Here is a 13,321-nt window from a genome sequence, read left to right as displayed (position 1 = left end):
AGCGGGACAGACAGAACGACGGCAGGACACAGGACTCACGCGGTCCGGACCGGCGGGGGGTCCGGGCAGGCAAGCGCCTCGGCGCCGCGGCACTCTCGGGGGGTGCGGCGGCGCCGACGCGTTTCCGGACCCCCTTACGGGTCCCGTACGCCGAGGGCCGTGTATGCGCCGCTTCACGGCGCCGGGACGGTCCCGAGCGGCCACCGGGCGCCGGAAGGCGCGGAGGCCCGCGCCCGCCCGGCGGCCCTCCGAAGCCCTTCACGGCCATCCCCGGACGTCGGGTCACCGGCGGCCGGGCACAATGTGCGGATGGCCCGACGTCCCCCGCGCACCTCACCGACCACCCGCGCCACAGCCACCACCCGCGCGTCGTCCCGAGGCGACTCGCCCTGTCTGTGCGGACTGCCCGCCTCCTACGGAGAGTGCTGCGGCCGGTTCCACTCCGGAACGGCCGCCGCCCCCACCGCCGAGCGCCTCATGCGCGCCCGTTACAGCGCCTTCGCCGTGGGGAACGAGCCCTATCTGCTGAGCAGTTGGCACCCCGCCGGCCGCCCGTCACGGGTCGACCTCGACCCGGCGACGCACTGGGCGGGCCTGGAGATCCTGGCCACCACCGAGGGCAGCGCCTTCCACACCACGGGCACCGTCACCTTCCGCGCCCACTACACCCGACGCGGCGAGCAAGGCGCGCTGCACGAGCGGAGCCGCTTCGAGCGGTACGACGGCGCCTGGGTCTATGTCGAGGGCACCTTCGTGGAGTAAGGGCTGTCCCGTAATCCCCGGCGGATCAGCGCGCGGCGTCAGATGCGGTGCGTCGCAAGGCGGAGGGGCGTCCTCATACTGGGCGTATTCGGGATACTGGGCCTATTCGGGCGCTCCGACAACGCGGCGAGGTGCCGTAGCTGTCGTCGTGCGCCCGCCAGGGATTACGGGACAGCCCTGAGGGCCGGCCCCGTTCGCGGTCAGCCGGACGCGAGCACCTCCGCCAGGTCGTACCGCACCGGCTCCTCCAACTGCGCGTACACGCACTCCTCGGGTGTACGGTCCGGGCGCCACCTGCGGAACTGCGCCGTGTGCCGGAAGCGGTCGCCCTCCATGTGGTCGTACGCCACCTCGCACACCAGCTCCGGCCGCACCGCGATCCACGACAGATCCTTCTTGCCCGTCCAGCGGCTCGGCGCGCCGGGCAGCCTGGCGCCCTCGTGGGCGGACTCCCGCGCCCAGGCGGCCCACGGATGACCGTCGGCGGAATCCATCACCAGCGGCGCCAGCTCGTCCACCAGCTCGGCCCGGCGCTTCATCGAGAACGCCGCGCAGACCCCCACGTGCTGAAGCGTCCCGGCGTCGTCGTACAGACCCAGCAGCAGGGAGCCGACGACCGGACCGCTCTTGTGGAGTCGATATCCGGCCACGACCACGTCCGCAGTCCGCTCGTGCTTGATCTTGTACATCGCGCGTACGTCCGGCCGGTACGGCAGATCCAGCGGCTTGGCGACCACCCCGTCGAGCCCGGCACCCTCGTAGCGCCGGAACCACTCCTGGGCCAGCTCCACGTCCGTGGTGGCCGGTGCCAGATGGACCGGCGCCGAGACGCCGCCGAGGGCGTCGACCAGGGCGGCGCGCCGCTCGGACTGTGCGACGGGCAGCAGCGACCGGTCACCGAGTGCCAGCAGATCGAAGGCGACGAAACTCGCCGGGGTCCGCTCGGCCAGCGTCCGCACCCGTGAGTCCGCCGGATGGATGCGCTCGCTGAGCCGGTCGAAGTCCAGCCGGCCCTCGTACGCGATCACGATCTCGCCGTCGATCACACACCGCTCGGGCAGCTCGCGCGGGAAGGCGGTGACCAGCTCGGGGAAGTAGCGGGTCAGCGGCTTGCCGTTCCTGCTGCCGATCACCACCTCGTCGCCGTCCCGGTGGATCAGCGCACGGAAGCCGTCCCACTTGGCCTCGTACTGCATACCGGGCGGGATTCTCGCCACGGACTTGGCCAGCATCGGTTTCATCGGAGGCATCACCGGCAGATCCATGCCCCCGATTGTGCGCGGGGCGCGGCCGGTCCGCCCGATATGCGTGCCGGGGGAGCCCGGCCTACCGTGGCGCGTATGGCGAGCAAGGGTGCGGCGATGGAGCTGGAGGCCGGCGGGCGGGCCGTGCGACTGTCCAGCCCGGACAAGATCTACTTTCCCGAGCGGGGCTTCACCAAGCTGGACGTCGCCCGGTACTACATCGCGGTGGGGGAGGGGATCACCCGCGCCCTGCGGGACCGGCCGACCACCCTCCAGCGCTACATCGACGGCATCGACGGCGAGTCCTTCTACCAGAAGCGGGCGCCCAAGAACCTGCCCGACTGGATCCCCACCGCCCGTATCGCCTTCCCCAGCGGACGCACCGCCGACGAGATCTGCCCCACCGAACCGGCCGCCGTGCTCTGGGCGGCCAACCTCGGCACGCTGACCTTCCACCCCTGGCCCGTACGGCGCGGGAACACCGAGCACCCCGACGAGCTGCGCATCGACCTGGACCCACAGCCGGGCACCGACTTCCACGACGCCGTCAGGGCCGCCCACGAACTGCACGGCATCCTGGACGAGCAGGGTCTGCGCGGCAGGCCCAAGACGTCCGGCGGACGCGGGCTGCACGTGTTCGTGCCGATCGAACCGCGCTGGACCTTCACCCAGGTACGGCGCTGCGCCATCGCCGTCGGCAGGGAGCTGGAGCGGCGCATGCCGGGCCGGGTCACCATCGCCTGGTGGAAGGAGGAGCGCGGCGAGCGGATCTTCGTGGACTACAACCAGACGGCGCGCGACCGCACCATCGCCTCCGCCTACTCCGTACGCCCCAATCCGCACGCCACGGTCTCCGCGCCGCTGCGCTGGGACGAGCTGGACGATGTCTCCCCGCGTGACTTCGACATCGCGACGATGCCGGCCCGCTTCGCCGAACTCGGCGACCTGCACGCGGACATGGACTCCGAGGCGTACAGCCTGGAGGGCCTGCTGGAGCTGGCCGCGCGGGACGAACGCGACCACGGTCACGGCGATCTGCCGTATCCGCCGGACTACCCGAAGATGCCGGGCGAGCCGAAGCGGGTCCAGCCGAGCCGGGCACGGCCGGACGCGCCTTAGGCCTGCCGTTCGGATCAGGGTCTGTCGTTGGGATCAGGGTCGGTCGTTGGGATCAGGCCGGGCTCTGTTCCTCCCGTGCCCGCGACGCGAGCAGCGCTATCAGGACGCTCGGCACGATCAGCATCCCGAAGACCGCCCCGTACGCCGCCCCGTCCGCGCCTGTCGCCAGGAAGCCGTTGAAGAGGGCCGAGCCGAGTCCCAGGACCGCGATCTGGCCCAGGTTCTGGGTCGTCTGGAGCGCACTGCTCGCGTAGCCCTGCCGGCCCGGCGGACTGTGGATGAGCGAGAGCAGCGTCACCGAGGGGGCCAGCATGCCCATCCCCAGGGCCGCCACGACCATGGAGGACGCGGCGATGTACGGATGCGTCGTCGGCAGCGTCCCGACGACGGCGAGTACGGCGGCCAGCGCCATCACCAACGCCCCGGTCACCACCAGACGGTGGCGCGGCCAGTGCTCCAGCGGGTGGGCCTGCACCCAGGAAGAGGCGGCCCAGGCCACGGCGGCGCCGGTGAAGGCCAGGCCCGTCACGACGGTGGGCACGTTCCCGTCGCTGAGCAGGAACAGCGGCACGAAGGCCTCCAGCGTGAAGAAGGCGCCCGAACTCAAGCCCCGCAGCAGGGCCGTCGCGGGCAGCCCCCGCCCGGCCCGCCAGGTGCCCGGCGGCAACAGCCGGGCCGCGAACACCGCCATCAGCGCGAGCCCCGCCACCGCGCACAGCACCCGTTGGGTGTCCCAGCCGGAGACGCCGTACTGGCCCAGCGCGGCGCCCAGGCTCACCGCCAGCGCGACCGTCAGCGCCGGGCGCGGCGGCTGGTCCTCGGCCGCCACGGGCGCGGCCCGCCAGGCACGGCCGCGCAGCAGGACCACCACCGCCACCGCCGGAATCACGGTGAGCACCGCCAGGCCGAAGAAGACCGCGCGCCAGGACCACCAGGTGACGACCAGCCCCGCCAGCGGCGGTCCCACCAGCGACGGAATGAGCCAGCAGGTGCTCATCAGGGCCAGTACCCGCGCCCGCAGCCGCTCGGGGTACGCCTGGGCGACAGCGGTGTTGACCGCCACCGCCACCATGCCGCCCGCGAGACCGTCCAGGAAGCGCCCGGCCGCCAGCTGCCATATGGAGCCGCTGGTCGCGGAGATCAGCAGGGTGACCACCGACAGCACCACCCCCGCCGCCAGCGGGCGCCGGGCTCCGGAGCGGTCCGCCCAGTAGCCCCCGATGACACCGCCCAACAGGCTCGCGGCCACGAAGCAGCCGGCCACCAGCGGGTAGAGCGGCACCCCGTCCAGGTCGCGGGCGGCGGTCGGCAGGATGGGAATCACGGCGAGCGCGGCGAACCCGGTCAGGAACATCACCACGGCGAAGCCAGCGGTGACGGAGGCGTATCTCCCGGAGAACAGTCCCTCCCCGGCGGCCGGTTCGGCCTCGACAGGACCGGGAGCCCCGGACGGCGTCTTCAGTTGATCAGTCACGGGCGCTCAAGCTATACGTGCGGCCCGAGCCCCGCCATTTGTTTTTCGGCGAACGGCCGCGAACGGCCGCGAACGGCCGCGACGGGCCGTGACCGGCCGCAGTCGCTCGCAGTCGGCCGCGAACGGCGAAGCGCCCCCTCCCGTAAGGGAAGGGGCACTTCTGTCCCGGCTCATCCTCCTAAGGAGGTGTCACGGCTGTCACTCTCATGACACGCCGGTCAGAGCTGCTTGATCCGGATGTCGCGGTACGAGATGACGTCCGTCGTGCCGTGCACCTGGAGCCCGACATAGCCGGAGGCGTAACGCCGGCCGTCGGTACCCGGGTCACCGGCGCGCGGCGGAGTGAACTCCTGGCCGCCGGTGTTGTCGAACTCGTTGATCACGACACCGTTGCGCAGGATGGTGTAGTGCTGGTCGACCACCTTGATCTCGTAGTCGTTCCAACTGCCCTTCGGAGTGACGCCCGCGCCGGCCAGGCCCACACGGTCGAATCCGTAGAGCGATCCCGTCTTGTACATGTCGCCGTCGGGGCGGTCCAGGATCTGGACCTCGTGCCCGTAGTTGATGGCGACCCACTCCGGGCGGGTCTCCTCCGGGTGTCCGTTGACGTTCGGGAAGCGCACGAAGACACCGCCGTTGGCGTTGCCCGTGCCCGGAGCGTCGTCACGGAACTGGAGTTTCAGCGAGAAGTCGTCGTACTTCCGCTCCGGGAACCACAGCATGCCCATGCCCTGGACGGTGGTGCTGCTCGTCATCGCACCGTCGGCGGAGAGCGCGAACTTGCCGCCGCCGACCTGGGCCCACTTGGAGAAGGTGGCGTCCGTGCCGTCGAAGAGCGTGCGGTAGCCGGTCGTCTGACCCGGCTTGCCGATCTTCGACTGCTTGGCGGCCTTCGTGATCTTCGTGTGCTCCCGCTTGTCGATGACACCGTCCGACTTGAGCTTGTTCAGCACCGTCTCGACGTGCTTGAGGAACAGCGCGTGAGAGGACCAGTCCTTCTCGTCCTCGATCAGCTCGTTGATCGTGCACCGGCTGGTGGTCAGACGGTTCGGCACACCCGTGTCGACGGCGCCGACGATGACCGTCAGCCGCACGTCGTACTCAGGGCAGTTGGGGGCCGGAACGCCACCGCCCTTGGCGATGGTGAACGTCACCTCCTTGGCCGCCGAGGTGTTGCCCGCCTTGTCCGTCGCCCGGTGCGCGAGCCTGTGGTAGCCCACCGCGTCGACGATCACGGGCTTGGTGTACGCGAGGTACGGACCGCCGTCGAGCGAGTACTCGATCTTCTCGACACCCGAGTCGTCGTCCGTCGCCTTGAGCGTCGCCGTGGCGCTGGTGATGTACGCGCCGTCGGAGTTCTTGTCACCGCTCACGGCCGCCGTCGACACCGGCGCCGTCGTGTCCTTCACCGGAGGGGTGACGACCTTGAAGTCGACGGCCTTCTCGGCGGCGGCGTTGCCCGCCTTGTCGGTCGCGCGGTAACGGACCTTGTGGGTACCGACCTCATGGACCATCACCGGCGCGGTGTAGTCCTGCCAGGCCCCGTCCGCACCGAGCGCGTATTCGATCTTGTTGACGCCGGAGCCGGCGTCCGACGCGGTCACGGTGACCGTGGCCATGTCCAAGTAGGCGCCGTCCGCGTCCTGTTCACCGGTCACCGTCGCCGAGGTCTCCGGTGCGGTCGTGTCGTCCGTGTCCGGCGCCACGACCTTGAACTCGGCCTTCTTCTCGGCCGCGACGTTGCCGGCCTTGTCGCTCGCCCGGTATCTGATGAGATGGTCGCCGACCGTGTTGACCACCACGGGTGTGGTGTACGGCTGCCATTCGCCGTCGGCCCCGACCGCGTACTCGACCGTGTCGACACCCGATCCGGCGTCGGTGGCGGAGAGCGTCGCCGTGGCCTGACCGATGTACGCGCCGTCGCCGTTCTGGTCGCCGTCGATCTTGGCGGCCGTCTCGGGCGCGGTGGTGTCGTCACCGCCACCACCGTCGGTGACGGTGAAGGTGCCGGTCATCATGCCGTGACCGGGGATCGTGCAGAAGTAGCGGTAGGTGCCCGGGGTCAGGACGACCTCGGCCGTCTGCTTGCCACCCTGCGCGTCCTCCGGCGTGGCCATCAGGTTGAGCGTCACGTCGTTGTTGTAGTCGGGGTTCGACGTGTCGAACGTGACCGTGTGCGGCATCGACGTGGTGTTGCCGGTGGCCTTGCTGTTCTCGAACACGATCGTCGCGGGACCCGCCACGGCAGTCTTCGGGAACGTCAGGTACTCCGTGGTGGAGTTGCCCGCGGTGAAGTTGAGCACCTGGGCCGCCGCCATCGGTGACTTGCCGTTGTCGTCACGCCCGTATGCCTGTGTCGAGGTCAGCCCCAGCACCAGCATCAACGAGCCCAGCAGGGCCGTCCACAGGCGTAGAGGTCGCTGTCTCACTGCGCCGCCTTGTCTCACTGCGCCGCCTTCCTGGCCAGATCCGCGGCGGCGGGAGTGGCCTCGCCGCCCTTGTACGTCACGCGCCACAGCGCGGACTTCGCGTCCGAGGTGAAGAACCCACGCCCGTAGTCGAGGACGTAGAGCGAGCCGTCGGGAGCGAACTTCCAGTCCATCAGGTTGCGGATGCCGCTCTCGCCGACCGGAATGATCTTCTTCAACGACTCGGCGTGCACGGGCAGTCCGCCCTTGCCCGCGGTCTTGGGGTCGAGATCGACCGCGTGCCGCGGCTGGGTCTGGTCGTAGAAGTCACCCACGAACCACTTGCCGTCCCAGTACGACGGCCAGCCCTCGGCGGTCGCGGTGTCGGCGTCGAACCGGTACAGGGGACCGTTCATGGTCGCCTGGCCGCCGCCCTTGAGCCACGGGAGGAGGTACTTGGCCTCCTCCGCCTTGTAGCTCGGGATGCCGTTCGCGTCACGCGGGTAGTCCGGTGCGCCGCCCTGGGGCGAGTACCAGATGGTGTTCCCGGTGATCGGCGGGATGTTCACGAGACCGTCGTTGTTCGGGGACTCGTTCTTCGGCGCGTCGCAGTCGTACCAGCCCAGCGGCTTCGTCGGGTCCGGCAGATTGCGGTCCCGGTACGGCTGCTTGTTGCCCATGCAGTACGGCCAGCCCTGGTTGCCCGCCTTGGTGATGGCGGCGAACGTGTCGTACTTCGCCGGGCCCCAGGTGGTGCTCGGGGCGCCCGCGTCGGGGCCGACCCAGCCCGCGTACAGGGTGTCGGTCTTCTTGTCGACCGAGATGCGTGCCGGGTTGCGTACACCCATCACATAGATCTCGCCGCGGGTCTTGTCGCCGCCCTCGGCCGTCTCGTCACCGGTGAAGAGGTTGCCGGAGGGCAGGGTGTACGTGCCGTCGTCCTCGGGGTGGATCCGCAGGATCTTCCCGTTGAGGTTGTTGGTGTTGCCGGCCGTACGGCGCGCGTCCGCGAAGGAGACGCCCTTGTAGTTCGGCTGCGGGTTGTTGCCCGAGTAACCGTCGCTGAACTGCGAGGAGTTGTTGTCCCCGGTCGCGATGTACAGGTTGCCCTTGGAGTCCCAGGCCATGCCGCCGCCCGCGTGGCAGCAGCTGTTGATCTGGACGGGCCAGGCCAGCAGGGTCTTCTCGCTGGCGAGGTCGAGCTTGTTGGAGCTGAGATCCAGCGTGAAGCGCGAGACCCGGCGCTCGGCCATCCGGGTGTCCCGGTTGATCTCGGAGTGGGGCGTGTAGTGCAGATACACCCATCCGTTGGTCATGAAGTCGGGGTCCAGCTCGATACCGAGCAACCCCTCCTCGTTCTTGACCAGTTCGCCGCCGCCGCCCTTGTTGCCGAAGATGGTCACGCCACCGGCCTTGGTGACCTTCTTGGTCTTCGGGTCGTAGACATGGATCTGACCCTCGCCCTTGCCGGCGTTCGGGTCGGCCCAGTCGATCACCACGGGCTGGGTGTTGTCGCCGCCGCCGCGGCCGATGTAGAAGACGCGGCCGTCGGGCGCGACGACGGTGCCGTGCGGCTCGCCGATCTGGTCCGACTCGCCCGGCTTGTTGGGCTGAGTGACGCGCTCCGCCGTGTAGTTGGAGGTGATGGTCGCCTGGCAGTCGGCCCGCGAGATGCGGGTGGTCCACTGAAGGGCGCCGCGCAGGTGGTCGCGGAAGTCGGCCTCGGCGTACGAGTCGACGGTGGCGCCCATACCGGTGTAGAAGGAACGGCCGCCGTCGTAGTCACGGCACCAGGAGATCGGGTGATCCGCGCCGTTGGCACCCTCGCCCGGCTTGTAGGTGCTCTCCCTGAGCCGGGCCACGGTGTGCACGTCGCCGGTCGGGTTCTTGTCCCAGTTGAACCACTTGTCGGAGCGCTTCCACTCCCGCGGCAGGTTCTTGGTCGCGGGGTGCCGGCGGTCGCCCACCTCCACGGTCGCGCGCTGGACGGTGTCCGGGCTCGCCGCGCCGGGACGGGCCCCGATCAGTCCGGTGAACCATTCGGAGTACGGCTCGGTACGCGCCGCGTCCCGGATGCCGAGGAAGCCTCCGCCGGCCTCGACGAAGGCTTCAAGTCCCGCCTCCTGCTCGGGATCCAGCACATCGCCGCCGCCTGTCAGGAAGACGACCGCGTTGTACCTGCCGAGCTTGGTGGCGTTGGTGAAGACCGAACCGTCACCGTTGGTCTCGGTCTTGAACCGCTGTGCGGCCGGGCCGGAGAGACCGATCTTCTCGATCGCCTCGATGCCGGCGTTGACGATCGGCGACTCTTCCGATGTCGAACCGTGGAAGACGAGTACCTTCACGTTCTTGCCGCCGGGCGGCGAAGGAAGGGACAACGTTGTCGAGGGCGGCTCCGGGTACGGACCCGCCATGGCGTTCCCGCCGAGCAGAGACGCGGCCATCGTGCCGGCCACCACGGCGGCGCCCATTACGCGCCGGGATCTTGACCGGCGATGTGGTACGCGCTGCATGTGTTCACCCACCCATCTTTGGTCACAGCAACAGGCGTGAAGCTAGACCTCTTTCGGTGGTGAGCCAAGAGGTATCACCGGAATGGAACTAACTTTGTCCTGAGTGTGGATAAACGAAGATCCCCGAGCTACCGTGTGGCCGTCCCGGGGCCTCACTGTGCCCCGACAGTCTCAGCACCGCGTGTGGGGAGTTCGGCATGGCGATGGACAGACGGAGTTTCAACCGGCGCCTGATGGCCGGCGGCGCGGTCGCGGCAACGGGCGTGACATCGTTGTCCGTTGCGTCCGCCTCATCGGCGGCGCCCCAGCCCATGGCAGCCGCGGCGGGCCCCAAGCGGGCACCCGCCGGCGGCAAGGTGCACCATCTCACCATGGTGGCCGAGCGGTTGGGCACGGGGAAGATCGGCTACGGCTTCGAGAAGGGCAAGGCGACGATCCCCGGCCCGGTCATCGACATCGTCGAGGGCGACACCGTCCACATCGAGTTCACCAACCTCACGGACGTCGACGCGAGCCTGCATGTGCACGGCGTCGACTACGACATCGCCAACGACGGCACCCGTATGAACAAGAGTCACGTCGCGCCGGGCGGCAAGCGCACATACACCTGGCGCACCCACAAGCCGGGCAAGCGCGCCGACGGCACGTACCGCGAGGGCAGCGCGGGCTACTGGCACTACCACGACCACGTCGTCGGTACGGACCACGGCACCGGCGGCATCAGGCAGGGCCTCTACGGCGGCCTCGTGGTCCGCAGGGAGGGCGACATCCTGCCCGACAAGCAGTTCACGATCGTCTTCAACGACATGCAGATCAACAATCTGCCGGGCGCAGAGAGCCCCAACTTCAAGGCCACCGTGGGTGACCGGCTCGAAGTCATCATGATCACCCACGGCGAGTACTACCACACGTTCCACATCCACGGTCACCGCTGGGCCGACAACAGGACCGGCCTGCTCAGCGGTGCCGGTGACACCAGCCGGATCGTCGACAACAAGATCACCGGCCCCGCGGACTCCTTCGGGCTCCAGATCATCGCGGGCGAGGGGGTCGGGGCGGGCGCGTGGATGTACCACTGCCACGTACAGAGCCACTCCGACCAGGGCATGGCGGGCCTGTTCCTGATCGCCAAGCCGGACGGCACGATCCCCGGGTACGAGCCGCACCACCCGGAGCCGGCGAAGAAGGAGACGAAGGACGCGAAGGGCGCGAGCGCTCAGGGCGCACACACGGGTCACTGACGGAAGAGGTGTCCGGACCCCGTCTTGGACCGATCCTCTCCCGGACCGGTCCTCCCCGGGCGGGCCGCTGCGCGGCCCGCCCGGGGGCGTCTCGCGCCGTACACATGCGGGGGGACCCGATCGGTAGCAGACTCGGGAGGGAAAGCGCGCGGGGGCCTCACGAAGGAGCGATGATGCTCACCACCCGTTACGTCCCAGGTTCACCGAACTGGGCGGATCTCGCCACGCCGGACATCGAGGGCGCGAAGGCCTTCTACGGAGGTGTCCTCGGCTGGGACCATGTGTCGGCGGGATCCGAGTTCGGCGGCTACGGCATGTTCCAGCTGAACGGCAAGACCGTCGCGGGGGCCATGCAGCTCCCCGCCGAGCAGGCGCCGCCGTCCTGGACCCTCTACTTCCAGACGGCCGACGCGGAGGCCACCGCCACGGCAGTGAAGGACAACGGCGGCACGGTCGTCAACGAGCCGATGGACGTCCGGGATCTCGGCCGGATGACGCTCTGCGCCGACGCGGCCGGGGCCGGCTTCGCCACCTGGCAGCCGGGAACGAACACCGGCCTGGAGGCCGTCGACGGCCCCGGCACCCTCTGCTGGGCCGAACTCTCCACCCCGGACACCACCGCCGCCACCGGCTTCTACGGCTCGGTCTTCGGCTGGGAGACGACCACCATGCCGTACCCGGGCGGCGGGGGCGAATACATCATGGTCCACCCGGCGGGCAAGACCGCGGACGGTATGTTCGCGGGGATCGTGCCCATCGACTCCGATCCTGCCGCCGCCCCGACAGGGCCGAACTGGCTCCTGTACTTCGGTGCGGCCGACTGCGATGCTGCGGTGGCGAACGTGGACCGTCTGGGGGGCACCACCGTCGTGGAACCCACGGACATCGAGGGCGTCGGCCGTTTCGCCGTGGTGAACGACCCGTACGGCGCGCGCCTCGCACTCATGCAGGGCGTCTCGCAGGACGCCTGAGCCGGGCACCGCGGGCGGCAGGGCCATGGGGGACCGTATGTGACAGGGCCGGGCGCCTTCCGGACGGTTCCCCATCAGGTCGTTGATCGATTGTTTATCGGCACCAGGCACCGTGTGTGCCATGCCGATCAATCCCATGAACTCCCTCACCAGCATCACCGGGCGCACGGGGCAGGAACTCGCCTGGCAGGAGGGTGCCCTGTGCGCCCAGACCGGGCCCGAGTTCTTCTTCCCGGCCCCCGGCTCGTCCACCCGCGAGGCGAAGCAGCTCTGCGGTGCCTGCGAGGGGCGGCGGGAGTGCCTTGAGTACGCCCTGGACAACGACGAGCGCTTCGGGGTGTGGGGCGGTCTGTCGGAGAAGGAGCGCGAGCGCCTGCGCCGTACGGGCGCCGGAGCGGTTACGCCGTCGGCCGAGGTCGCCTGAGCCGGTCACCCGGTCGCAAGTCACCCGGTCACCCAGCTGCCCAGCGGTCCGGACGGGCATGGGCCGGGGTCGGGGGCCGGTCAGGGAGCGGGAAGCTGGAAGGTCTCCCCGTACATCTTCCAGCGCAGGGGCGCCGCGAGCTTCATGTTGCCGTCCCTGAGGAAGACCCGCTGCGCCGTGTCGATGCGCGAGGTGTCCCGCTGCGTCTCGGTGACTTTCGTCTTGATCACGAGCCGGCTCTCGTCGAGGAACGCGTTCAGATACTTCTTCTCCGAACCGCCCTCGGCCGCTGTCTTCGCCTTCTTCATCGCCGCGTGCCGGATGCCGTAGAAGCCGCCCGCGTCGAGACCGGGCCCGTGCAGCACCATCGCGTCGTAGTAGATGAACTGGCCGAGCGTGCTGAGGCCGTCCATCTTCGCCAGCCGCACCGCCGGATCGAAGTAGACACGGTCCCGGGTGCTGTCCTGCGCCTCGCGGAAGGCGGGATCCTCGGCCGCCGTCGCCCACGCCTCCGGGAATCCCGGGTCCAGTCCCTCATGCGAGTCGGTGCCGTCGACGTCCCGCAGCGCGGGGAGGTACGGCGCCAGCGGGTTGTCCGGGTGGTGTTTGGTGTACTCCTCGACGAGCTGGAGCATGTCGTTGGTGCCCGAGCAGAACCCGATGATGCCGGCCGTGTAGCCGTTGCCGTCGTCCAGATCCTCGATCGCGTCGTACTGATCGCGCCAGTCCAGCGTCGAGTTCTCCGCGCTCGCGACGATCCGGGCGGCCATCTCCTTCTTGCCGGGGGCCGCGAGCCCGGGCGGCATCTTCCTGATCCGCTCCTCCAGCCTCTCCTTCTCACGGTCGCTGCCGGAGGTGAGCGGATTGGGAGCGGCGCTCGCCGCGTTCTCCGGCGGATTGTCGGCCAGTACGCCGGAATCGCCGCCTCCGCCGAAGATGACGGAGACGACGACAACGATGGGTGCGCCTATGAGGAAGAGGCGGGTAACAGGCTTCACGCCGCAAAGCGTACGATGCCCGATTCGAACACCCGTGGGGAGCTCCCCCTCGGCGTCGACACACCCTGGTGGAACACGTGATGAAGCGGTGATGACCGCCGATGAACCGGGGCCGGGGCCGGGGTCGGGGCCTCGGCGTCGGTGTCCGCGGGGACGCCGACGCCGGT

10 protein-coding genes are annotated in these 13,321 nt (G+C 69.6%); 5 read left to right on the top strand and 5 right to left on the bottom strand.

Annotated elements, in window-relative coordinates; genetic code table 11:
- Positions 1-309: 309 nt before the first annotated feature.
- Entirely contained in the window at positions 310-762 is a 453-nt protein-coding gene (locus OG700_RS04675; RefSeq protein ID WP_405609282.1) for a YchJ family protein, read from the top strand.
- A 200-nt stretch (positions 763-962) separates the two neighbouring features.
- On the opposite strand, the gene OG700_RS04670 is transcribed toward OG700_RS04675, so the two are convergent.
- Complete coding sequence (locus tag OG700_RS04670; protein ID WP_405609279.1) at positions 963-2,027, bottom strand: ATP-dependent DNA ligase; 1,065 nt, start codon at positions 2,025-2,027, stop codon at positions 963-965.
- 75 nt (positions 2,028-2,102) lie between these two features.
- Here OG700_RS04670 and ligD point away from each other — a divergent pair, with 75 nt between their 5' ends.
- On the top strand, positions 2,103-3,125 hold the full coding sequence (gene ligD / locus OG700_RS04665) for a non-homologous end-joining DNA ligase (RefSeq protein WP_405609276.1): 1,023 nt from the start codon (positions 2,103-2,105) through the stop codon (positions 3,123-3,125).
- Positions 3,126-3,177: 52 nt separating this feature from the next.
- Here the strand turns inward: ligD and OG700_RS04660 are convergent, their stop codons facing one another.
- The 3 genes from OG700_RS04660 to OG700_RS04650 all read right to left on the bottom strand — a co-directional run bounded on the left by OG700_RS04660 (position 3,178) and on the right by OG700_RS04650 (position 9,520).
- Positions 3,178-4,479 (bottom strand): MFS transporter, encoded by a 1,302-nt coding sequence (locus OG700_RS04660; protein ID WP_405621443.1) that lies wholly within the window; start codon positions 4,477-4,479, stop codon positions 3,178-3,180.
- Positions 4,480-4,817: 338 nt separating this feature from the next.
- A complete protein-coding gene (locus OG700_RS04655; protein ID WP_405621441.1) occupies positions 4,818-6,980 on the bottom strand; it encodes an OmpL47-type beta-barrel domain-containing protein in 2,163 nt (720 codons plus the stop codon).
- Between the two features lie 62 nt (positions 6,981-7,042).
- Positions 7,043-9,520 carry a ThuA domain-containing protein gene (locus OG700_RS04650; RefSeq protein ID WP_405609273.1) on the bottom strand — a complete coding sequence of 826 codons (2,478 nt, stop codon included), beginning with the start codon at positions 9,518-9,520 and terminating at the stop codon, positions 7,043-7,045.
- Positions 9,521-9,723: 203 nt separating this feature from the next.
- Between OG700_RS04650 and OG700_RS04645 the strand changes: the two genes are divergently transcribed.
- From OG700_RS04645 to OG700_RS04635, 3 genes are all read left to right on the top strand, one after another.
- A complete protein-coding gene (locus tag OG700_RS04645) occupies positions 9,724-10,761 on the top strand; it encodes a multicopper oxidase domain-containing protein (RefSeq protein ID WP_405621439.1) in 1,038 nt (345 codons plus the stop codon).
- A gap of 173 nt (positions 10,762-10,934) precedes the next feature.
- Positions 10,935-11,732 carry a VOC family protein gene (locus tag OG700_RS04640; protein ID WP_405609270.1) on the top strand — a complete coding sequence of 266 codons (798 nt, stop codon included), beginning with the start codon at positions 10,935-10,937 and terminating at the stop codon, positions 11,730-11,732.
- A 121-nt stretch (positions 11,733-11,853) separates the two neighbouring features.
- The gene (locus tag OG700_RS04635; protein ID WP_405609267.1) at positions 11,854-12,156 is read left to right on the top strand and encodes a WhiB family transcriptional regulator; all 303 of its coding nucleotides are present in this window, start codon (positions 11,854-11,856) and stop codon (positions 12,154-12,156) included.
- An 80-nt stretch (positions 12,157-12,236) separates the two neighbouring features.
- Here the strand turns inward: OG700_RS04635 and OG700_RS04630 are convergent, their stop codons facing one another.
- Positions 12,237-13,154, bottom strand: a complete 918-nt coding sequence (locus OG700_RS04630; protein WP_405609264.1) for a chitosanase — start codon at positions 13,152-13,154, stop codon at positions 12,237-12,239.
- Positions 13,155-13,321: the final 167 nt, after the last annotated feature.

Source organism: Streptomyces sp. NBC_01508 (assembly GCF_045040315.1).
Taxonomy (GTDB): domain Bacteria; phylum Actinomycetota; class Actinomycetes; order Streptomycetales; family Streptomycetaceae; genus Streptomyces.
Note: the sequence above shows the minus strand (reverse complement) of the source record. Positions and strands in the feature narration are given on the sequence as shown.

Bases quoted from the DNA above. Each gene is read 5' to 3' on its own strand.
- OG700_RS04655 (WP_405621441.1), bottom strand. From the start codon at position 6,980: ATGCTGGTGCTGGGGCTGACCTCGACACAGGCATACGGGCGTGACGAC.
- OG700_RS04635 (WP_405609267.1), top strand. From the start codon at position 11,854: ATGCCGATCAATCCCATGAACTCCCTCACCAGCATCACCGGGCGCACG.
- OG700_RS04645 (WP_405621439.1), top strand. From the start codon at position 9,724: ATGGACAGACGGAGTTTCAACCGGCGCCTGATGGCCGGCGGCGCGGTC.
- OG700_RS04660 (WP_405621443.1), bottom strand. From the start codon at position 4,479: ATGTTCCTGACCGGGTTCGCCGCGCTCGCCGTGATTCCCATCCTGCCG.
- OG700_RS04640 (WP_405609270.1), top strand. From the start codon at position 10,935: ATGCTCACCACCCGTTACGTCCCAGGTTCACCGAACTGGGCGGATCTC.
- OG700_RS04675 (WP_405609282.1), top strand. From the start codon at position 310: ATGGCCCGACGTCCCCCGCGCACCTCACCGACCACCCGCGCCACAGCC.
- OG700_RS04650 (WP_405609273.1), bottom strand. From the start codon at position 9,520: ATGCAGCGCGTACCACATCGCCGGTCAAGATCCCGGCGCGTAATGGGC.
- OG700_RS04670 (WP_405609279.1), bottom strand. From the start codon at position 2,027: ATGGATCTGCCGGTGATGCCTCCGATGAAACCGATGCTGGCCAAGTCC.
- ligD (WP_405609276.1), top strand. From the start codon at position 2,103: ATGGCGAGCAAGGGTGCGGCGATGGAGCTGGAGGCCGGCGGGCGGGCC.